We start from the raw sequence: 19,397 nt of genomic DNA on the forward strand, positions 1-19,397 counted from the left end.
CTCGGCAGCGGCCGCCAATCCTTGAGCAAGGTCACTCGAAAGAGCGATGTTGCGGGCGAGAAGCCAGTTTTCGAATGCAGGTTCGATACTCTGGGCCGGAGCGAAGGGGGTGCATCGACCTTGGTACGGCGCTTCGATGTGACGGGTTCCGACGGTGTGCGGCTCGCCGCGTGGGACTTCTCCGACCGGCCCGGGGGCGAAGCCCGGAAGGCCGAGCGGGAGTCCGCCCCGGCCGTCCTCTTACTCCACGGGCTGATGGGCCGCGCCGCGCACTGGGCCGGCACCGCCCGCTGGCTCTCCGAGCACCGGCGCACGGTCGCCCTCGACCAGCGGGGGCACGGGGACAGCGTCTGCCCGCCCCACGCGGCCCTCACCCGTGAGGCCTTCGTCTCCGACGCCGAGGCCGCCGTCGAGCAGCTCGGCCTCGGCCCCGTCACCCTGATCGGCCACTCCATGGGCGCGCTCACGGCCTGGCAGCTCGCCGCGCGCCGCCCCGACCTGGTCGAGGCCCTCGTCATCTGCGACATGCGGGCCTCCGCGCTCGGCGCGGCCTCCCAGCGGCGCTGGGAGGACTGGTTCCGGACCTGGCCGCTCCCGTTCGCCGGTCCGGCGGAGGTGCGGCGCTGGTTCGGCCAGGACGACCCCTGGGTCGAGCGGCCGGACGCCGCCCGCGGGGAGTTCTTCGCCGAGGTGATGGCCGAGGGGCCGGACGGCTGGCGGCCGGTGTTCTCCCGGCGGCAGATGCTCAAGGCCCGCGAGACGTGGGTGTACGACGCGCACTGGGAATCGCTCGCGCAGGTCCGGTGCCCGGCGCTGGTCGTGCGGGGGCTGGACGGGGAGTTGGGGCGGGCGGAGGCGCAGGAGATGGTGCGGGTGCTGGCGCGGGGCGAGTACGCCGAGGTCGCTGACGCGGGTCACTATCTCCACTACGACCAGCCGGCGGCCTGGCGCGCCGCCCTGGAACCCTTCCTGGAGGGCGTCCACGCGCCGTGACCCCGGGTCCCGGTAGACGGGTCCTGTTCCCCGACCCGCTCCTTCCCGAACTGGGGCTCCGCCCCAGACCCCGCGCCTCAAGCGCCGGCGAGGCTGGATTTTGCCGCTGGCGGCACATTCCAGCGAACCGCAGCAAAATCCAGCCCGCGCGGCGTTTGAGCGCACCGGGCGCGCAGCGCACGGTCCGGGGGTCCGGGGGCTTGCCCCCGGTTTCGGGAAGGGGCGGGGTGGGGGAACAGGCCCCGCGCAGCGGACCCGGGTCCGGGGCGGAGACCCGGTTCGGGCGGGGTCAGCCCCTGCTGACCGCCGTCAGGATTTCCGGGAGGCGGTGGGCCACGCGGGGGGCCGCCGCGCGCAGGCCCGCCCATGCGGTGAGGACGCCCCACGCCGCCCCCAGCGGCAGCAGGAGCCACAGCAGCGCATGGTGCCCCGCCACATGCAGGTACACCGTCAGCGCGATCAGCGGCCCGCACAGCACCCCCGACACCACCATCCCGCCCCCGACGCTCAGCCACGCCAGCCCCGCCTGCCCGGGCGCCACGCTCTTGAAGGCCCCGTCCTGCGGGATCGAGTACGGGAACAGCGCGGACCCCACCGCCCCGGTGAAGAGCATCCCGCCCAGCAGCGCCAGCGACAGCCCCAGCGCCTCGGGCAGCGCCCCCCAGTCGCCCAGCAGCCCCGCCGTCACGACGGTCACGAGCACCGCGTACGGCACGGTGATCAGCCCCAGCGCAAAGGCGCGCGCCCGCAGCTCCGCGTACGCGTCGCGCGGTCCGGCGATCGTCTGCGCGACCATCCAGAACGCCGAGGTGTCCTGCCCGAACTGGTTGTACATCTGCACGCCGAGCATCCCCGCGCCCAGGCAGGCCAGGTACACCGACCCGGTCCCCTGGAGCGCGTTGAACACCGGCACGATCGCCCCGACCGCCAGCGCCGTCACCCACGCCGCCTTCGTCTTCGGGTCCCGCCAGGCGTAGCGCAGCGTCCGCAGCATCACCGCGCCCGTCCGGCCCCCGGGCAGCAGCCGGGCCGCCCGGGAGCCCCCGGCGCCGCCCGCCTTGCGTGCGGACTCGGCCGCCGCGACCGTGGAGCCGTCCGGCTCCACCATCAGCCCGTACAGGGAGCGCTGCCAGGCCCACAGCAGGCCCGCGAGCCCCGCCAGGGTGAGCAGCAGCTGCGCCGCGGCCGTGCCGTACGCGCCCTCGCCGGCGGAGGCGACCATGCCGAGCGCGGTCGCGGGCGGCAGCCACCGTACGACCTCCGCCACCGGCTCCAGCGCCGTCAGCCCGCCCGCCTGGAAGAGCCGCTGCCCGCCGAAGTTCACCACCTGCGCGCCGACGGCGATCAGCAGGCCGCTCAGGATCGCGAGGTCGCGGCCCTTGCGGCTGGACAGCAGCCGGACGTTCGCGGTGGCCACGGCCCGCGCCAGGGCCGTGCAGCCGAGCAGCAGCAGCGGTACGGCCGCCACCGCGGCCGCCGCCCCCGCCGGGCCCTCGGCCACGGCCACCGCCGCCCCGAGGCCCAGGCACAGGGTGAAGAACGGCCCGATGCCGATCAGGGAGGCGGCGAGCAGCGCCGCCACCAGCGGCCGCGGCCGCAGCGGCAGCATCACCAGCCGCGAGGGGTCGAGGGTCTCGTCCCCGCCCGGGAAGAACAGCGGCATCACCGCCCAGCCCAGGGCCAGTACGCCGGCCAGCAGCACCGCCACCGTCGCGGCCCCGTCGCTGCCGCGCATCAGCACCAGCGAGAGCAGCAGCGACAGCGCGAAGAACAGCGTGAACAGCAGCGAGAGCACGTACGCGGCCCGGCGCTTGGCGGACTGGCGCAGCCCGTTGCGCAGCAGGGACAGCTTCAGCCGGACGAATACCGGGACCAGTTCGGCGGAGTTCACCGGGCCGCCCCGCCGCCCAGCCAGTCCAGGCCCTCGCCGGTGTCGCGGCCCTGGGCGCCGACGAGTTCGAGGAAGGCCTCCTGGAGGGAGGCGGCCCCACCGCGGACCTCGGCCAGCGGGCCGGCGGCCCGGATCCGGCCCGCGGCCATCACCGCGACCCAGTCGCACAGCGATTCCACGAGCTCCATGACGTGGGAGGAGAAGACCACGGTGGCGCCGGAGGAGGTGTAACGTTCCAGCACCCTGCGGATCGTCTGCGCGGACACCGGGTCCACCCCCTCGAACGGCTCGTCCAGGAAGAGCACTTCGGGATTGTGCAGCAGCGCCGCGGCCAGCCCGATCTTCTTCCGCATGCCCGTCGAGTAGTCCACGACCAGCTTGTGCTGCGCGCCCGCGAGGTCCAGTACGTCGAGCAGCTGCGTGGCCCGCTTGTCGACCTCGTCCCCCGGCAGCCCGCGCAACCGGCCCGTGTAGCCGAGCAGTTCGCGGCCCGACAGCCGCTCGAACAGTCGCAGCCCCTCCGGCAGCACCCCGATCCGGGCCTTCACCTGCACCGGGTCCTGCCACACGTCGTGGCCCGCGACCTCGATCCGCCCCTGGTCCGGGCGCAGCAGCCCCGTCACCATCGACAGGGTGGTGGTCTTCCCGGCGCCGTTCGGGCCCACCAGGCCGACGAACCGGCCCGAGGGCAGCTCCAGGTCGATCCCCCCGACGGCGATCTGTTCGCCGAACCGCTTCCACAGCCCCGCTATCCGCACGGCGGGCGGTCCCGGCCGCGGCCCCCCGCCGCCCGTACCGGCCGCCCCACCCGTGTCGCCCGTAGCGCCCGTGCCGTCCGGTCCTGCAAGCGCATCTGCCTGGTCGGGCATGCGTCGCACCTCTCCTCGTTCCCCGTTCCCCGCTGGTCGGGAACACCCTACGAACCGCCGGCGGACCGGTACGAACGAGAAACGGGGTGAGCGGGAGGCAGTTCAGCCGCGGCGGGCGCGGGCCGCGGCGGCCTCCCGGCCGGAGGCGTACGCGAGCGGGTTGATCAGTTCCTCGGCGTCCGGGAGCCAGCGGTTCGCCGGGGTGGGCCGCCGCGCCCACTGCACCGCGCCCCGGCCGCCGTACCGGGTCGGGGGAGCCGCCACCCAGTCGCCCTCGCCCCGTGCCTTCAGGTCGATCGAGGAAGGGGCCCAGCCGAGCTTGCGCACCAGGTCCGGCACCTTCGCCCCGGCCCCGGGGAGCACGAAGAACAGCATCCGCCGGTCCGGGGTGAGCGTCACCGGCCCCAGCGTGAGCTCCATCCGCTCCATCCGTGCCAGGGCCAGGAAGCCGGCCGTCTCCGGTACGTCGATCGCGTCGAAGGTGCGGCCCGTGGGCAGCAGGATCGAGGCGCCCGGCTGCCGCTGCCAGGTGCGCCGGACCTGCACCGCGCTGCCCGTGGCCTGCGCCGCCCAGTCGTCGCGCACCGGGTGCGCGCCGGGGAGCGGGCAGTCCGCGACCCCGCAGGAGCACAGCTCCCGCCCCTCCTCGGTTTCCAGCCAGGTACCGGGGAACACGTCCCAGTGCCGCTCTTCCGCGTACCGCACGGCATGGTCCAGCAGCTGCTCGCCGCGCTGCTTGGGGATGGGTGCGGCTTCCGTGACTCCCATGGTCTCTTCCACGCCCTTCACAACTCCCCCCGCCACCTGGGGTTACGGGCGCCCTCGGGGGCGGCACGGCCGACCGGCGCAGCATCGATCCTGCACGCGGGGCGCACAGGTGCACGGGCGGGGGCGCGCATGGGGCCGGGGAGCGGGTGGTGGGTAACGACTCACGTGAACGCACGGCTGAATCCCGACAACCCCCGGCAAGCGGCAGGTATCAGCAAGAGCGCCACGTTCCGGGCAACTTCCGCATTCTCCGCCTTTCAGCCGGGCAGTGATCAGTCGAACGATCACCCGTGGCCTCAGGGGGTTTTCCATGGCAGCCAGGCCTCTCGTCGCCCGCCAGCCGAACGAACGGCTGCAGGCGCTCATCCAGGAAGCCGGGTGCTCCAACGCCGGACTGGCCCGCCGCGTCAACATGTGCGGCGCCGAACACGGCCTGGATCTCCGGTACGACAAGACCTCCGTGGCCCGCTGGCTCCGCGGCCAGCAGCCGCGCGGCCGGGCCCCGGGGATCATCGCCGAGGCCCTGGGCCGCAAACTCGGCCGTACGGTCACCATCGACGAGATCGGCATGGCCAACGGCAAGAACCTCGCCTCGGGGGTCGGCCTCCAGTTCTCCCCGACCGTCGTCGGCGCCATCGAGCAGGTCTGCGAGCTGTGGCGCAGCGACGTGGGCCGCCGCGACTTCCTCTCCGGGTCCAGCGTCGCCGCCTCCGCCCTGGTCGAGCCCAGCCGCGACTGGCTGATCACCCAGGCCGACGCCCAGGTCGCCCGCAGCGCCGGGGCCCGCGTCGGCGCCTCCGACGTCGAGGCCGTACGGGCCACCACCGACGCCCTCGTCGAACTCGACCACCGCTTCGGCAGCGGACACGTCCGGCCCGTCGTCGTCCACTACCTCAACAGCGTGGTCTCCGGGCTCCTCGGCGGCTCCTACCGCGAACCCGTCGGCCGCTCCCTGTTCGCCGCCGTCGCCCGGCTCACCGAACTCGCCGGGTACATGGCCGTGGACACCGGGCAGCCCGGCCTCGCCCAGCGCTACTACATCCAGGCCCTGCGGCTGGCCCAGGCGGCCGGCGACCGCGCGTACGGCGGGTACGTGCTCGCCGCCTCGATGAGCCACCTCGCCGCCGAGCTGGGGAATCCGCGCGAGATCGCCCAGCTCGCCCGCGCCGCCCAGGAGGGCGCCCGCGGCCAGGTCACCCCGCGGGTCCAGGCCATGTTCTTCGCCGCCGAGGCCCGCGGGCACGCGCTGCTCGGGGACTCCCGCGCCACCCAGGTCCTGGCCGGCCGGGCCCTGTCCGCCCTGGAGCGGGCGGAGCCGGAGTCCGGCGACGACCCCGTCTGGATCCGCCACTTCAACGAGGCCTACCTCGCCGACGAGCTCGCCCACTGCCACCGCGACCTCGGCCAGGCGGAGGCCGCCGGGCGGCGGGCGGAGGAGGCCCTGCGGGCCCTGCCCGGGACCAAGGCCCGCAGACGGGCCATCGGTCTGCTGCTGCTCGCGGCCTCGCAGGTGCAGCAGCGCGAGGTGGAGCAGGCCTGCCACACCGGGACGCGGGCGGTGGAGCTGCTCGGCACCCTGCGCACCAGCCGCGGGGCGGAGTACCTGGAGGACCTGCGGCAGCGGCTGGAGCCCTTCCGGGACGAGGCGGCGGTCCGCGAGTTCGCGGCGAGGACGGAGCTGCAGACGGTCTGAGGCGGCCGGGGGGCCGGGGGCCGGCGGGTGCGGGGGCCCGGGGCCGGGGGCGGGCGGTCCGCCGTCCGCCCCGGTCCATGCGCGGTTCGCCTGCGCGCCACCGGGGGTCCCCCGGCGAGCCTCCTTGAATTCGATCATGGGTGCGTGGCAGTCCGTCAGGTCGACCCGGTAGCGTAAACCGACGATTCCGTAGGTTGGGAAAGGGAGTCACGGTGACGCAGAGCGGTCAGGGGGGCGAACCGCCGTACCCGGCGGCGGAGCCTCCGCGCGAGGGCATCGTGCTGCCCCCCGACGGTTCCGGCCCCTGGGACCCGGCCGCCCCCGGGGCGCAGGCCGCGGCCCCGCCGGGCGGCCTGCCGTGGGACGGCCAGTGGGGGCCGGGACAGCCCCCGCAGACCCCGCCGATACCCGGCGTGCCCGCGCAGCCGGGGTACGGCTACCCGCAGCCGGAGCCCGGCGTGCCCGCGCAGCCCGGGTACGGCTACCCGCAGCCGGAGTACGGCCAGCAGGCCGCGGCGTACGAGCCGCAGGCCGCGCCCTTCGACCCGTACGGGCAGGCCGGGTACCCGGAGCAGCAGGCCGCGTACCCGGACCCGCAGGGCGGGTACCAGGGCGCCTACGGGCAGCAGCAGGACCCGTACGGGCAGGACCTCCGGCAGCACCAGCCCGAGCCGTACGCCCAGCCCGAGCCGTACGGCCAGCCCGACCCCTTCCCGCAGCAGCACGCGCAGGGCGGACAGCAGTCGTACGGCCGGGGTCAGGCGCAGGGGCAGGCGCAGGGCTACGAGGACCCGTACGCGGCGCAGTTCCCGCCCGCGGGGGTGCCCGCGGCCGCCGACGCGGAGGCCACGGCCTTCATCCCGCCCTTCCCGGGCCCGCAGACCCGTCCCGATGCCGAGGCCACGGCGCTGATCCCGCCCTTCCCCGGCCCGCAGACCGGTCCCGACGCGGAGGCGACGGCCCTCATCCCGCCCTTCCCGGGCCCGGGGGGCGGAGCCGACGCCGAGGCCACCGCGCTGATCCCGCCCTACCGCGAGGCATCGGCCGCCGGGGAGGCCGCGACCCAGTACATCCCCCCGGTGCCCGCGGGCCCGGGCCCCGGCGGCGCACCCGACGCCCCCGGCGCGGCGCGGCACGGGAGACCGGGCCCGCCCAGCGACTTCGACGGGCTGTTCCGCAACGACGACGCGGCCGGCTCCACCGCCCAGCTGCCCCGCATCGAGGAGCCGCCGCGGCAGGCGGCCGTCCCGGGCCCCCGCCCGCAGCCCGGCTACGGCTACCCGCAGCCCCCGCACCCGCAGCAGCGCCTGCCCCACCCGCCCCCGCCGCACGGCCAGCACCAGCACCCCGTGACGCCCCCGCCCCCGCAGTCCTACGAGGACGCCCCCGCCCCCCGCCGCACCTCGGCCGCCCTGGTCCTGGCCGGGGTCGTCGGCCTGTCCGTGGTCGGACTCGGGGTCGGCGCGCTGATCGGAGGGGAGAAGGGCTCCAACAGCCCGACCGAGTCCTCGCGGGTCTCGGAGGCCGCCACCCCGAAGGCGGGCAGCAGCGCCCCCGCGGCCGAGCAGCCGGTGGACCCGGCGAAGGCCCAGGCCGTCCAGCTGGACAAGCTGCTCGCGGACAGCAACGACAGCCGGGCCGCGGTGATCCGCTCGGTCGAGGACATCAAGGCCTGCCAGAACCTGGAGCAGGCGAACGAGGACCTGCGCGACGCCGCCCGGCAGCGCGAGGAGCTGGTCACGCGCCTGGAGGACCTCCAGATCGACAAGCTCCAGGACCACGAGCGGCTGGCCGCCTACCTGAAGCGGGCCTGGAAGTCCTCGGCTTCGGCCGACATCCACTACGCGGAGTGGGCGGACCAGGTCGAGGACAACAAGAAGAAGGCCTGCAAGGGCGGCAAGGTCCGCACCACCGCCCACACCGCCGCGGGCAACAAGGCCAGCGGGGACGCGACCCGCGCCAAGCAGTCCGCGGCGGTGCTGTGGAACCGGATCGCCGGCAAGTACGACCTCACCAAGCGCAGCCGCACCGACCTCTGACGGCCTCCGCCGGTCCGCGCCGGCAGGCGGGCCCGCGCAGCCGCGCAGGCCCGCCGGACCGGCCCCGTCAGGTGGACGGCGCCGACTCCAGGGTCGCCGTCATGTCCATCGCGCCCTCGCCCTGGGGCACCAGGACGCCGTTCTCCACCCGTTGGAAGGTCACCCGGCCGTTGACGATCCGGGGGAAGCCCCCGATGGCCCGCATGTTCCCGTAGTGCCAGTTCAGGGGCGGGGTCAGGCCGCCGGTGCGGACCCCCTCGGCCTTGTCCAGGGCGCGGGCCACCCGGCGGGCGGTGACCTCCTCGCCGCCGAGGCCGCGGACGATCTCCGAGAACACGGTGTACGCGATCCAGGTCGTCTGCGCCCCGGTGTCCGCGGCGTCGATCCGGTCGTCCCCGAACGCCTGCTCGCTGATCACCTTCCGCATCGGCTCCCACAGCGGATCGGTGGCGACCGGGTACCAGCCGGTGACGTAGGCGCCCTCGAAGGGGCTGTCCTTGCCGCCCGTGCGGTTGACCAGGCCCTGGCTGACGCTGCCGAGCACCGAGGACAGCTGGACCTTCTGGCCCTCGCCCTCGATCCGGCGGAAGGAGTCGAAGAAGGTCTCCGTGCGGTCGCCCAGGGCGGCGGTCACACAGCCCTTGGCGGCCCGCTCCCGGGCCGCGGCCGCCCCGATCCGGCCGGGCAGTCCCGCGCCCGCCCCCGCCCCCTCCAGGGCGGCGCGGGCCGGGGCGCTGTAGTCGGTGGCGTCCTCGGCGGCCCGTACGTCGGCGACCTGCTCGCCGTCCTTCGCGGACTTCAGCCCGGCGTTCAGCAGCAGCGGCATGGTGTCGCCGGGGAGGGTGTCGGGGCGGACCAGGGCGACCCGGTCGCAGACCCGGGCGAGCTGCCGGCCGGCGCCTGCGAGCAGCACGGGCTGCCCGCCGTTGACGGGGTAGGACAGGCTGCTCTGGAACTCCTCGGGGGAGGCCCCGTACCCGCCGATGAAGGGGATGCCCGCGGTCTCCAGCGGCGGCAGGAAGGCCCGGGCGTGCTGGCTGTACGAGCCGACGACGGCGACGGCGTCCTCCGCGACGGCCTTGCGGGCGCACTCGGCGGCGCCGCTCGGGGTGTGGCGCTCGTTGCAGGTCAGGACGCGCAGCTGCTTGCCGTTGATGCCGCCGCGGGAGTTCACCCAGCGCTCGTAGGCCTTCGCCAGGGCGGGCATCCCGGGCATGTTGGTGGCCGCGGTGCCCTCGGGCGCCCAGGTCATGACGGTGAGGGGCGCCCCGGATCCCCCCGGTCTCCCGGGGAGCCCCCCGCATGCGGCGGTGAGGGACACACCGATCGCCGTACACAGGGCCATGGCCGCGCGGGCCGCAGTGGAGCGAGAGGTACGGGTGTGTCGCCTACCGGTCATGTGCATGCACACTGCCGCGGTCCGCGTAACGGGCCGGTGATGTCCACTCAACGTTCGGTGACATCAAGGTGAACTACGGGGGTGTCAAGATCTCTTTCGGGGGAACGTACGATCGGGCAGCGTGACATTCGTCCAAGCTTCGAAGAACCCTTCCCGTCCCGGCCGCCGCTCCTCCACCATGGGCGGCATGCCGCTCAACGACCTGCCGTGGTGGCGCTGGCGCAGCAACGTGCGCTCGGCGCTGCACATGCTTTCCGACCCGGTCTTCCAGGAGGAGACCTGGCTCGCCGGCCGCGAAGGCTACGGCGACGTCACCGACGCGGTGTACCGCCTCGTCGAGGACACCTGGCTCGACAACTGGTCCGCCGAGAAGTACGTCGGCACGATATTCCGCGACGCGCAGGAGGCCGCGCTCGTCGACGTGGCCGTCCTGCGGGTCCTGCGGATCCTGCACCAGGTCGGGCCCGACGCCCCCGTCTCCGTCTACCTGGAGCACCACGGCTGGCCCGAGGCCGTGCGCGCCGCCCGCGAGGCGCACGTCCGGCTCTCCACGGCCGACGGCGAGGACCCCGACTCGGCGCCCAGCTCCCTGGAACGCCTGAGGACGCTCACCCGCGCCGCCTGACGGGCCCCGCCCCGGGAGGGAGCCGGGACCCCGTTGCTGAGACGGCTGACGGGCGGTGCGCAAAGTGTGAAAGTCTCTGGGGTCATGAGCGACCCGCACCCCGCACCCGTGCCCGAGCAGTACGTCCTCACGCTGTCCTGCCCCGACAAGCAGGGCATCGTGCACGCCGTGTCGAGCTACCTCTTCATGACCGGCTGCAACATCGAGGACAGCCAGCAGTTCGGAGACCGCGACACGGGCCTCTTCTTCATGAGGGTGCACTTCTCGGCGGAGGCGCCGGTGACGGTGGACAAGCTCCGGGCCAGCTTCGCCGCGATCGGCGACTCCTTCCGGATGGACTGGCAGATCCACCGCTCCGACGAGCGGATGCGGATCGTCCTCATGGTCTCGAAGTTCGGGCACTGCCTGAACGACCTCCTCTTCCGCTCCAGCATCGGCGCCCTGCCCGTCGAGGTCGCCGCCGTGGTCTCCAACCACACGGACTTCGCCGAGCTCGTCGCCTCGTACGACATCCCCTTCCACCACATCCCGGTGACGAGGGACAACAAGCCGCAGGCCGAGGCCCAGCTGCTGGAGCTGGTCCGCTCCGAGAACGTGGAGCTCGTCGTCCTGGCCCGCTACATGCAGGTGCTCTCCGACGACCTGTGCAAGCAGCTCAGCGGCCGGATCATCAACATCCACCACTCCTTCCTGCCGAGCTTCAAGGGCGCCAAGCCGTACCACCAGGCCCACGCCCGCGGTGTGAAGCTGATCGGCGCCACCGCCCACTACGTCACCGCCGACCTCGACGAGGGCCCGATCATCGAGCAGGAGGTCGAGCGCGTCGGCCACGGGGTCACCCCCGACCAGCTCGTCGCCATCGGCCGGGACGTGGAGTGCCAGGCACTGGCCCGCGCGGTGAAGTGGCACAGCGAGCACCGGGTGCTGCTCGACGGCGCCCGCACCGTCGTCTTCGCCTGACGGCCGCGCAGCGGCCGGGCGCCCGGCCGTTCCGCCCGGCTGTTCCTCCGGGCCTACAGCCGGCTGAGCGAGGCCGCCGCGAACAGCACGTCGCGGATGGCCTCGCGGTCGCCGTGGTGCCCCGCGGCCGCGTCCTCCGGAGCGATGTGCCCGGCCGCGAGCTGGCAGAACTCCGTACCCTCCAGCGCGATCTCCGCGACCGTGTGCTCCGCCGACGTGGCCGCCGCGGGGGAGTCCAGCGCGATGTCCCAGCTGCCTCCGCCCGCACCCTCCACCTCCAGGTGCAGGGTGCGCCCCGGCGCCCCCGCCGCCACCAGCCCGCGGGCCGGGGCCGCGAGCCCCGCCCGGCGGCGCCGCGCCAGCACCCCCGGCAGCAGCCGGGCCGCCAGGTCGACCATCCGGTGCAGGTGCGCGCCCGAGGGCGGGTCGTACGGGTAGTCCACCGCCTCCGCGATGTCCGCCGCGTGCACCCAGCACTCGAAGGCCCGCTCGAGGAACGCGTCCGACAGCGGCAGCGCGAAGTCCCCGTACGGGACGGTCAGCCCGTCGGCGCCGCGGCCCGCGAAGGACACCGTGCGCACCAGGGTGTGGCCCTGCTCCCGCCACGGGCCGCGCACCCGCCGGGTGACCGGGTGCGGGGAGGCCGTCCAGAACCGCTCGGTCCGCTCGCCGGGGCCGTCGCCCGCCGGGGTGTCCGGGCCCAGCGGATCGTCCAGGCCGAGGGCCGCGGCGACCATGCCGTCCACGGCCAGCAGGTGGCCGATCACCCCGGCGACGGTGGTGCGGCGGCTCTGCGTCCGCTCGGGTCCGGCCGCGGACCCGCCGTCCGGCCCGAACCACCGCAGCCGGACCGGGGCGTGCCACTCGGAGTCCCCGATGTCCCGCAGCAGGGCGTCCAGGCGCGCGGTCTCCGCGTCGTACGGGGCCGCCCACGGGGGTACGGGGATCCGGGCGGGCCGGCGTACGAGACAGCCCTCCAGCACCCGGGAGCGCAGCAGGGGGTCCAGGTCGAGGCTCTCGTCCGGGTGCAGTAAGGCGACCGCGTCCCGCAGCCGCAGCGCCTCCTCCGCACAGGGCGCGCACTCGGTGAGGTGGTCCTCGACGGCCTGGGTCTCCTCCGCCGAGCAGGCCGCCAGGGCCCAGGCGCCGAGCAGGGACTTCAGCAGGGCGTGGGCGGACGGTGCGGGGGCCTGGGCGCGCCCGGGGGCGGGAGCGGGATCGGGAGCGGAGTCCTGGTCCGGGTCGGGGGCGCCGGCCCGTACCGGCTCCGGCTCCGGGGCCGCCTCCCGTACCGGTTCCGGCTCCGGCTCCGGTCCGAGGGTCCGTACCGCTTCCGGGAGCTCGTCCAGGTCGTCGGCGGCGGTGCGCGGGGCGGGTACGGCCACGGGGCCCGGGAGGGGCTCCCGGTCCCCGCCGCCCCGGTGGTTCTTCGCGGGGCCGTTCACCGCGCGCCTCCGCGGCCCGGCGGGGCGGAGTCCTCGCGTGCCGCCGCGTGGGCCGTGGACAGCAGCTGGAGGCCCAGGCGCAGCCGGCGCCGGGCCTCGTCCGGGGTGACCCCGAGGTCCGCGGCGGCCTGCCGGTAGTCCCGTCGCTGGAAGTACGCCAGTTCGAGCGCGGCGCGCAGCGGGGCCGGCATCGAGGTCACGATGTAGTCGGCGCGGGCCGCCGCCGAGGCGCGGCGCACCTTCTGCTCCAGCTCCTCGCGCGAGCCCCGCCCCAGCTCGGCCTGGCGCAGCCGGGCCACCGCCTGGCCCTGGGTGATCCGGGCCACCCAGGAGCGCATGGAGCCCTGCTTGGGGTCGTACGCGTCCGGGTTCTCCCAGATGTAGCCGAACACCTCGCGGGTGATCCGGTCGGCGTCCTGCTCGTCGCCCAGGACGCGGTGGGCCAGTCCGTGCACGAGGGAGGCGAAGCGGTCGTACAGCTCGCCCAGCGCTGCGGCCTCCCCTCGGGCCAGCCGCTGCTGCATGCGGCGGTCCCAGCGAGGTGGTGCGTCCTTCGCCATCGCTGCCCCCAGCCGTGTGTCGACGGAACGAATGTAATCGCCAATGACCTCTGTGCGCTCTGTTTGGGCGAACCCGCTGCGGAATCGAACACTCCGTGCTAGAGCGGGCGAGCGCCCCGGTGCGCTCCCCGTGCGCGGGTCGGGTGCGGCCACTTCCCCTTCCTCCTCGCTTAACGCACACGCCATCAAGGGCTTACGCTGCCGCCTGTCTTGAACTGCACCCCACCGCACATGTGAAGGCGGAACGCCGAATATGGACAGCGCACAGTACGAGCGCAAGATCGCCGCCCGATTCGCCACCTTCGACCAGGACGGCAACGGCTATATCGACCGGGAGGACTTCAGCGCCGCGGCCCGCGCCGTGCTGGCCGAATTCGGTACCACCGCGCGCTCCGACAAGGGCCAGGCCGTGTTCATCGGCGCGGAGGCCTTCTGGCAGGGCATGGCCGGCATCGCGGACGTGGACGGCGACCAGCGGGTCACCCGCGAGGAGTTCGTCACGGGCGCCGCGAAGCGGCTGCGCGACAACCCGGTCCGGTTCGCCGAGATCGCCCGCCCGTTCCTGCACGCCGTACTCGCGGTGGCCGACGGCGCCGGCTCCGGGATCGCCCCGCAGGCCGCCGCGCGCGTGCTGCGGGTCCTGGGCACGCCGGAGGAGGTGGCGGCCGCGGTGTCGGCCGCCCTGGACTCCGACGGGGACGGGCGCATCACGGAAGAGGAGGTCCTGGCGGCCTTCGCGGGCTACTGCGGGGTCGAGGCCCCCGACGAGTAGGCCGCGAAGGCCGTACGGGCCGTGTACGCCGTACGCGCACCTCAGGCATAGCGCTCGCGCAGCTTGTACTTGAGCACCTTGCGCAGGGCGTCGTTGCGGGGGAGGGCCTCGACCAGCTCCAGCTGCTCCGGCAGCTTGTGGGTGGCGAGGCCCTCGGCGCGCAGGTGCGCGGTGACGGCCTCCAGGGTCAGGGGCCCGGCGCCCGGGGGCTGTTCGACCACGGCGCAGACCCGCTCGCCGCGCTCCGGGTCGGGCAGGCCGATGACGGCGACGTCACCGACCTCGGGCAGTGCGTGCAGCAGGTCCTCGATCTCCTTGGCCGAGATGTTCTCGCCCTTGCGGATGATGACGTCCTTGCTGCGCCCGGTGAGCACGAGGTGTCCCCCGGCGGTCAGGTGCCCCAGGTCGCCGGTGACGAGGTAGCCGTCGGCGTCGAAGAGCCCGGCGTTCTGGGACGGGTCCAGGTAGCCCCGGCAGACGGCCTCGCCGCGCAGCCGGACCTCTCCGTCGGTCCCGGCGGGCAGCGGGGCGCCGTCCGGTCCGGTGATGCGTACGGACATCCCGGCGGGCGGGCGGCCCTCGGTGGTGGCGAGGTTCTCGGGGGTGTCCGCCGGGGAGCCCATGGTGATCATGGGGACCTCCGTCATGCCGTAGCCGTGGGTGAGCTGGCAGCCCAGTTCGCGGACCACCGCGTGGTAGATCTCCGGCGGCTTGGGGGCGCCCCCGCCGGCCAGCAGCCGCAGGGTGGGGATGAGCTTGCGGCCGGGCTGCTTGCGCTGTTCGGCGAGGAACATCGAGTAGAAGGCGGTGGAGCCGCCCGCGACCGTGACCCCGTGGCGCCGGTAGCCGTCCAGCGCCCCCGGGAGGGCGAACTTCTCGAAGAGGACGGCCGGGAACCCGTACAGCAGCAGCATGACCAGGTAGTCCGGGCCGCCTATGTGCGCGTACGGGAAGGCGATCGAGCCGACGTCGTCCGGGCCCAGCCGCAGGGCGTGGGCGAGGCAGGAGCCGCCGGCGATGAGCGAGCGGTCGGTGTGCAGGACGCCCTTGGGGTCGGACGTGGTGCCGGAGGTCCAGTAGATCCAGCGGACGTCCGTCCCGGAGGAGGGCGGGGGCGGCAGCTCGGCGGGGTCCCCCTCCGGCAGCTCCCCGTACGCCTCGAAGGTCCCGCGGGCGCCGAGCCGGTCGGCCATGGCGGTGTGGTCGAAGCCCCGCCAGGTGCCGGGTACGGCGAAGTGGCCGGCCTTCGACTCCCGCAGCGCGAAGCCGACCTCCCGGTCGCGGTAGAAGGGGATCACGGGGGTCTGTACGGCGCCCAGCCGGGCCAGGGCCAGCGAGAGCAGCACGGTCTCGATGCGGGTGGGCAGCTGCCAGGCCACGACGGAGCCGGGGCCGATGCCGCGGGCGTACAAGCCGGCGGCGGTGCGCTCGGCACGGTCGTGGAGTCCGCCGAAGGTGATGCGGCGGTCGGCTGCTGCGGCCGTGCTCCCGCCGGGGCCGGCGCCGGTGCCGTCGGGGGCTCCGGCGCCGTCGGGGGCCTCGCCCGCCTCGATGAGGGCCGGGGCGTCGGGGGTGAGTACGGCGCGCCGCGCGACCAGCTCCCAGAGGGTCGCGGACCGTCCCAGTTCCGTCGCGGTGTCCGTCATGGCGGCCTCCCGGGCTGAGCGTCTGACAGGTCTCTGACGGATTGTCAGATCGAGTGCAGAGGGTAGGGCGCGGGCGCTTGTCGGTCCAGGGGTCCCGGGGCTAGCTTGTTTCTGACGATCCATCAGAAACGGTGAGGGGAACCCCATGGAACTGCCCCGGATCATCAGCGTGGACGACCACGTGATCGAGCCCGCCCACCTGTTCGACCGGTGGCTGCCCGCGAAGTACCGCGACCGGGGACCCCAGCCCCTCACGGCGGGCATCGGCGAGCTCGTCTACACCGGCGGCAAGTACGTCATCTCGATGGACCCCGACGGACCCCCCACCGACTGGTGGATCTACGAGGACCTCAAGTTCCCGTACAAGCGCAACATCGCCGCCGTCGGCTTCGACCGCGACGACATGACCCTGGAGGGCATCACCCGCGAGGAGATGCGCCGCGGCTGCTGGGACCCCGGGGCCCGGCTCGCCGACATGGACCTCAACCACGTCGAGGCCAGCCTCTGCTTCCCGACCTTCCCCCGCTTCTGCGGCCAGACCTTCGCCGAGGCCAAGGACAAGGAGGTCGCCCTCGCCTGCGTCCGCGCCTACAACGACTGGATGGTCGAGGAGTGGTGCGGCGACAGCGGCGGCCGCCTCATCCCGCTGTGCATCATCCCGCTCTGGGACATCGGCCTGGCCGTCGCCGAGATCCGCCGCAACGCCGCCCGCGGGGTCCGCGCCGTCACCTTCTCCGAGATCCCCACCCACCTGGGCCTGCCGTCCATCCACTCCGGCTACTGGGACCCCTTCTTCGCCGTCTGCCAGGAGACCGGCACCGTCGTCAACATGCACATCGGGTCCAGCTCCCAGATGCCCGCCGCCTCCCCCGACGCCCCGCCCGCCGTCCAGGCCTCCCTGAGCTTCAACAACGCCATGGCCTCGATGATGGACTTCCTCTTCAGCGGGGTCCTCGTGAAGTTCCCGCAGCTCAAACTGGCCTACAGCGAGGGCCAGATGGGCTGGATCCCGTACGCCCTCGAACGCGCCGACGACGTCTGGCGGGAGCACCGCGCCTGGGGCGGGGTCCGCGGCCTCATCCCCGAACCCCCCTCCACGTACTACTACCGGCAGATCTTCTGCTGCTTCTTCCGCGACAAGCACGGCATCGCCGCCATCGACACCGTCGGCCGCGACAACGCCACCTTCGAGACCGACTACCCGCACGTCGACTCCACCTTCCCGCACACCAAGGAGGTCGCCCTCGACCACGTCGGCGGACTCGACGAGGAAACCGTCTACAAGCTGATGCGGGGCAACGCCATCCGCATGCTCGGCCTCCCGCTCGACCGGGACCGGCAGCCCGGCGGCAGCCCGGACCGGCAGCCCGGCCGGTCGGACCAGCCCGGCCGGCCCGCCCGGAACCGCTGATGGACCTCTCCCACACCGAGGAGGAAGAGGAGTTCCGCGCCCGGCTGCGCGCCTGGCTCGCCGACACCCTGCCCAAGCTCCCGCCCCGGCCCTCGCCCGCCGACTGGCCCGGCCGCCGCGCCTACGACGCCGGCTGGCAGCGCACCCTCCACGACGCCGGGTACGCCGACGTGCACTGGGACGCCGCCCCCGCCCTCCGGCTGATCTTCCTGGAGGAGACCGAGCGCGCCGGAGCCCCCTACGTCGGCGCCAACTTCGTCGGACTCCTCCACGCCGGCCCCACCATCGCCGCCGAGGGCACCCCCGAACAGCGCGCCCGCTGGCTCCCGCCGATCCTGCGCGGAGACGAGATCTGGTGCCAGGGCTTCTCCGAACCGGGCGCCGGCTCCGACCTCGCCTCCCTGCGCACCCGCGCCGTCCGCGAGGGCGACGAGTACGTCGTCACCGGCTCCAAGATCTGGACCTCCCACGCCGAGGTCGCCGACTGGTGCGAACTCCTCGTCCGCACCGGCCCGGCGCCCGGCCCCGGCAGCCCCAAACACCGCGGCATCACCTGGCTCGCCATGCCCATGGACGCCCCCGGGATCACCGTACGGCCGCTGCGCACCCTCGCCGGGACCACCGAGTTCGCGGAGATGTTCCTCGACGGCGTCCGCATCCCCGCAGACCACCGCGTGGGCGCCGAGGACGACGGCTGGCGCGTCACCATGGTCACCCTCTCCTTCGAACGCGGCACCGCCTTCGTCGGCGAGGTCGTCGCCTGCCGCCGTGTCCTGGGCGAACTCGCCGCCCGCGCCCGGCACACCGGCCGCTGGGACGACCCCGTGCTGCGCCGCCGGCTCGGCCGGCTCTCCGCCGAGTTCGGCGCCCTGTGGCGGCTCATCCAGTGGAACGTCAGCGAGTCCGCGCGCACCGGCGGGGTCCCCGGCACCGGCGGCTCCGTCTTCAAACTGCGCTACTCGCACGCCCGCCAGGAGCTCTACGACACGGCGGCGGAGCTGCTCGGCGCCCAGTCCCTCGTCCTCGACGGGGACTGGATCCCGGACCGGCTGTCCTCCCTCTCGTACACGATCGCCGCCGGCACCTCCCAGATCCAGCAGAACATCGTCGCCGAGCGGATACTCGGCCTCCCGAAGGGCCGGTGAGCGCAGGTGGACTTCCAGCCGACGGAGGACCAGCGGGCCCTGCGGGCGGGGGTACGGGAACTGCTCGCGGGCCGCTTCGGACGCGAGGAGCTGCGGGCGGCGGTGGACGCGGCGGACGCGGGGGTAGCGGGGGCCGGGGCGCTGGACCGGACCCTGTGGCGGGAGCTCGGCGAAGCCGGCTTCTTCGCCCTCCGCCTCCCCGAATCCGAGGGCGGGGTCGGCCTCGGCCTCCCCGAGGCCGTCCTCGTCTTCGAGGAGGCGGGCCGGGCCCTGCTGCCCGGCCCCCTGGTCGCCACCCACCTCGCCGCCGGGACCGTCCCCGGCGCGGCGGAGGGCACGGCGGTGGTCACCGCCCCCGACCTCGACGGCCTGGTCGCCCACCTCGCCGACGCGGACGCCGTACTCGGCGCCCCCGGACCCGTCGCGGGCGAGCCCGTACCCTCCGCCGACCCGCTGACCCCCCTGCACCGCACCGCGCTCCCGCGCGCACGGCTGCCCGAAGGCGCCCTCCTGACCGCCGCCCTCCAGGCCGGCAGCGCCCTCGCCACCTGCGATACGGCGGTCGGCTACGCCCGGGACCGGGAGCAGTTCGGGCAGCCCATCGGGGCCTTCCAGGCGGTCAAGCACCTGTGCGCGCAGATGCTGGTGCGGGCCGAGCTGGCCCGTACGGCGGTCTACGCGGCGGCGGTCACGGGGGATCCGGTGGAGATCGCCGGGGCCAAGCTGCTCGCCGACGAGGCGGCCGTCCGCAACGCCCGGGACTGCCTCCAGGTGCACGGCGGGATGGGCTTCACCTGGGAGGCGGACGTGCACCTGCACCTGAAGCGGGCCTGGGTGCGGGCCGAGCAGTGGTGTACGGCGGCGGAGGCGGAGGAACTCCTCGCCTCGCACCTGGCCTCGCACCTTGCGCCACAGGAGTAACTGGTGGGACGGGCCGGGACGCATGTCCGATTACGGAGAGTTGATATCGCTTTGTGTCCTTCGCCCTACTCGTTACGTACCGGAGCCGGGGGCGCGCTCCGGTACGCTCCGACGAATGCGAGCGGTAGAGCGGCGAGGGCGTCGCACAGTATGCACCACGCCTACTCCTTCGCGCTGGAATATGCCCGAAGCGCTTGTTGTGGTGACTGTATGTCAACCATGCTGCTCGGCAAGGGGGTCACGGACCGTGATCCCGTCCT

16 protein-coding genes are annotated in these 19,397 nt (G+C 74.3%); 9 read left to right on the forward strand and 7 right to left on the reverse strand.

Annotation, left to right across the window (positions count from 1 at the left end):
• Positions 1–120 precede the first annotated feature (120 nt).
• Entirely contained in the window at positions 121–993 is an 873-nt protein-coding gene (locus ACZ7JZ_RS05785; RefSeq protein ID WP_470933593.1) for an alpha/beta fold hydrolase, read from the forward strand.
• 289 nt (positions 994–1,282) lie between these two features.
• Here ACZ7JZ_RS05785 and ACZ7JZ_RS05790 read toward each other — a convergent pair whose 3' ends face one another.
• The 3 genes from ACZ7JZ_RS05790 to ACZ7JZ_RS05800 form a co-directional block, all read right to left on the reverse strand.
• The gene (locus ACZ7JZ_RS05790) at positions 1,283–2,884 is read right to left on the reverse strand and encodes a transporter (RefSeq protein WP_470933595.1); all 1,602 of its coding nucleotides are present in this window, start codon (positions 2,882–2,884) and stop codon (positions 1,283–1,285) included.
• Positions 2,881–3,753 carry an ABC transporter ATP-binding protein gene (locus ACZ7JZ_RS05795; protein WP_470933597.1) on the reverse strand — a complete coding sequence of 291 codons (873 nt, stop codon included), beginning with the start codon at positions 3,751–3,753 and terminating at the stop codon, positions 2,881–2,883. The genes ACZ7JZ_RS05790 and ACZ7JZ_RS05795 overlap by 4 nt, the downstream gene beginning before the upstream one ends.
• 102 nt (positions 3,754–3,855) lie before the next feature.
• Positions 3,856–4,521: a bifunctional DNA primase/polymerase gene (locus ACZ7JZ_RS05800; RefSeq protein WP_470933599.1), complete on the reverse strand. Its 666-nt coding sequence runs from the start codon at positions 4,519–4,521 to the stop codon at positions 3,856–3,858.
• Between the two features lie 310 nt (positions 4,522–4,831).
• Between ACZ7JZ_RS05800 and ACZ7JZ_RS05805 the strand changes: the two genes are divergently transcribed.
• Positions 4,832–6,214: a transcriptional regulator gene (locus ACZ7JZ_RS05805; RefSeq protein ID WP_470933600.1), complete on the forward strand. Its 1,383-nt coding sequence runs from the start codon at positions 4,832–4,834 to the stop codon at positions 6,212–6,214.
• 212 nt (positions 6,215–6,426) lie between these two features.
• Entirely contained in the window at positions 6,427–8,253 is a 1,827-nt protein-coding gene (locus tag ACZ7JZ_RS05810; RefSeq protein ID WP_470933602.1) for a hypothetical protein, read from the forward strand.
• Between the two features lie 67 nt (positions 8,254–8,320).
• On the opposite strand, the gene ACZ7JZ_RS05815 is transcribed toward ACZ7JZ_RS05810, so the two are convergent.
• Positions 8,321–9,652, reverse strand: coding sequence for an ABC transporter substrate-binding protein (locus ACZ7JZ_RS05815; protein ID WP_470933603.1), 1,332 nt, complete (start codon positions 9,650–9,652; stop codon positions 8,321–8,323).
• A gap of 178 nt (positions 9,653–9,830) precedes the next feature.
• Between ACZ7JZ_RS05815 and ACZ7JZ_RS05820 the strand changes: the two genes are divergently transcribed.
• Together ACZ7JZ_RS05820 and purU are read left to right on the forward strand one after the other, a co-directional pair.
• The gene (locus ACZ7JZ_RS05820) at positions 9,831–10,277 is read left to right on the forward strand and encodes an SCO4402 family protein (protein WP_470934172.1); all 447 of its coding nucleotides are present in this window, start codon (positions 9,831–9,833) and stop codon (positions 10,275–10,277) included.
• Between the two features lie 84 nt (positions 10,278–10,361).
• On the forward strand, positions 10,362–11,237 hold the full coding sequence (purU, locus tag ACZ7JZ_RS05825) for a formyltetrahydrofolate deformylase (RefSeq protein WP_470933605.1): 876 nt from the start codon (positions 10,362–10,364) through the stop codon (positions 11,235–11,237).
• Between the two features lie 53 nt (positions 11,238–11,290).
• Here purU and ACZ7JZ_RS05830 read toward each other — a convergent pair whose 3' ends face one another.
• Both ACZ7JZ_RS05830 and ACZ7JZ_RS05835 read right to left on the reverse strand, forming a co-directional pair.
• Positions 11,291–12,682 carry a zf-HC2 domain-containing protein gene (locus ACZ7JZ_RS05830; protein WP_470933607.1) on the reverse strand — a complete coding sequence of 464 codons (1,392 nt, stop codon included), beginning with the start codon at positions 12,680–12,682 and terminating at the stop codon, positions 11,291–11,293.
• Entirely contained in the window at positions 12,679–13,242 is a 564-nt protein-coding gene (locus ACZ7JZ_RS05835) for a sigma-70 family RNA polymerase sigma factor (protein ID WP_470933609.1), read from the reverse strand. The genes ACZ7JZ_RS05830 and ACZ7JZ_RS05835 overlap by 4 nt, the downstream gene beginning before the upstream one ends.
• A gap of 253 nt (positions 13,243–13,495) precedes the next feature.
• Between ACZ7JZ_RS05835 and ACZ7JZ_RS05840 the strand changes: the two genes are divergently transcribed.
• On the forward strand, positions 13,496–14,014 hold the full coding sequence (locus tag ACZ7JZ_RS05840) for an EF-hand domain-containing protein (protein WP_470933610.1): 519 nt from the start codon (positions 13,496–13,498) through the stop codon (positions 14,012–14,014).
• 41 nt (positions 14,015–14,055) lie between these two features.
• On the opposite strand, the gene ACZ7JZ_RS05845 is transcribed toward ACZ7JZ_RS05840, so the two are convergent.
• Positions 14,056–15,660 carry a class I adenylate-forming enzyme family protein gene (locus tag ACZ7JZ_RS05845; protein WP_470933612.1) on the reverse strand — a complete coding sequence of 535 codons (1,605 nt, stop codon included), beginning with the start codon at positions 15,658–15,660 and terminating at the stop codon, positions 14,056–14,058.
• Positions 15,661–15,805: 145 nt separating this feature from the next.
• On the opposite strand from ACZ7JZ_RS05845, the gene ACZ7JZ_RS05850 reads away from it, so the two are divergent.
• The 3 genes from ACZ7JZ_RS05850 to ACZ7JZ_RS05860 are packed head-to-tail and all read left to right on the forward strand — an operon-like array spanning position 15,806 to position 19,137.
• The gene (locus ACZ7JZ_RS05850; RefSeq protein ID WP_470933614.1) at positions 15,806–17,071 is read left to right on the forward strand and encodes an amidohydrolase family protein; all 1,266 of its coding nucleotides are present in this window, start codon (positions 15,806–15,808) and stop codon (positions 17,069–17,071) included.
• The gene (locus tag ACZ7JZ_RS05855) at positions 17,071–18,216 is read left to right on the forward strand and encodes an acyl-CoA dehydrogenase family protein (RefSeq protein WP_470933616.1); all 1,146 of its coding nucleotides are present in this window, start codon (positions 17,071–17,073) and stop codon (positions 18,214–18,216) included. The genes ACZ7JZ_RS05850 and ACZ7JZ_RS05855 overlap by 1 nt, the downstream gene beginning before the upstream one ends.
• Before the next feature lie 6 nt (positions 18,217–18,222).
• Positions 18,223–19,137 (forward strand): acyl-CoA dehydrogenase family protein, encoded by a 915-nt coding sequence (locus tag ACZ7JZ_RS05860; protein ID WP_470933618.1) that lies wholly within the window; start codon positions 18,223–18,225, stop codon positions 19,135–19,137.
• Positions 19,138–19,397 lie beyond the last annotated feature (260 nt).

It is taken from the genome of Streptomyces sp. NPDC038213 (assembly GCF_055600495.1).

Excerpts from the sequence above, each read along its gene's own strand:
- ACZ7JZ_RS05805 (WP_470933600.1), top strand. The coding sequence starts at position 4,832 with ATGGCAGCCAGGCCTCTCGTCGCCCGCCAGCCGAACGAACGGCTGCAG.
- purU (WP_470933605.1), top strand. The coding sequence starts at position 10,362 with ATGAGCGACCCGCACCCCGCACCCGTGCCCGAGCAGTACGTCCTCACG.
- ACZ7JZ_RS05820 (WP_470934172.1), top strand. The coding sequence starts at position 9,831 with ATGGGCGGCATGCCGCTCAACGACCTGCCGTGGTGGCGCTGGCGCAGC.
- ACZ7JZ_RS05795 (WP_470933597.1), bottom strand. The coding sequence starts at position 3,753 with ATGCCCGACCAGGCAGATGCGCTTGCAGGACCGGACGGCACGGGCGCT.
- ACZ7JZ_RS05800 (WP_470933599.1), bottom strand. The coding sequence starts at position 4,521 with ATGGGAGTCACGGAAGCCGCACCCATCCCCAAGCAGCGCGGCGAGCAG.
- ACZ7JZ_RS05845 (WP_470933612.1), bottom strand. The coding sequence starts at position 15,660 with ATGACGGACACCGCGACGGAACTGGGACGGTCCGCGACCCTCTGGGAG.
- ACZ7JZ_RS05835 (WP_470933609.1), bottom strand. The coding sequence starts at position 13,242 with ATGGCGAAGGACGCACCACCTCGCTGGGACCGCCGCATGCAGCAGCGG.
- ACZ7JZ_RS05855 (WP_470933616.1), top strand. The coding sequence starts at position 17,071 with ATGGACCTCTCCCACACCGAGGAGGAAGAGGAGTTCCGCGCCCGGCTG.
- ACZ7JZ_RS05840 (WP_470933610.1), top strand. The coding sequence starts at position 13,496 with ATGGACAGCGCACAGTACGAGCGCAAGATCGCCGCCCGATTCGCCACC.
- ACZ7JZ_RS05815 (WP_470933603.1), bottom strand. The coding sequence starts at position 9,652 with ATGACCGGTAGGCGACACACCCGTACCTCTCGCTCCACTGCGGCCCGC.
- ACZ7JZ_RS05850 (WP_470933614.1), top strand. The coding sequence starts at position 15,806 with ATGGAACTGCCCCGGATCATCAGCGTGGACGACCACGTGATCGAGCCC.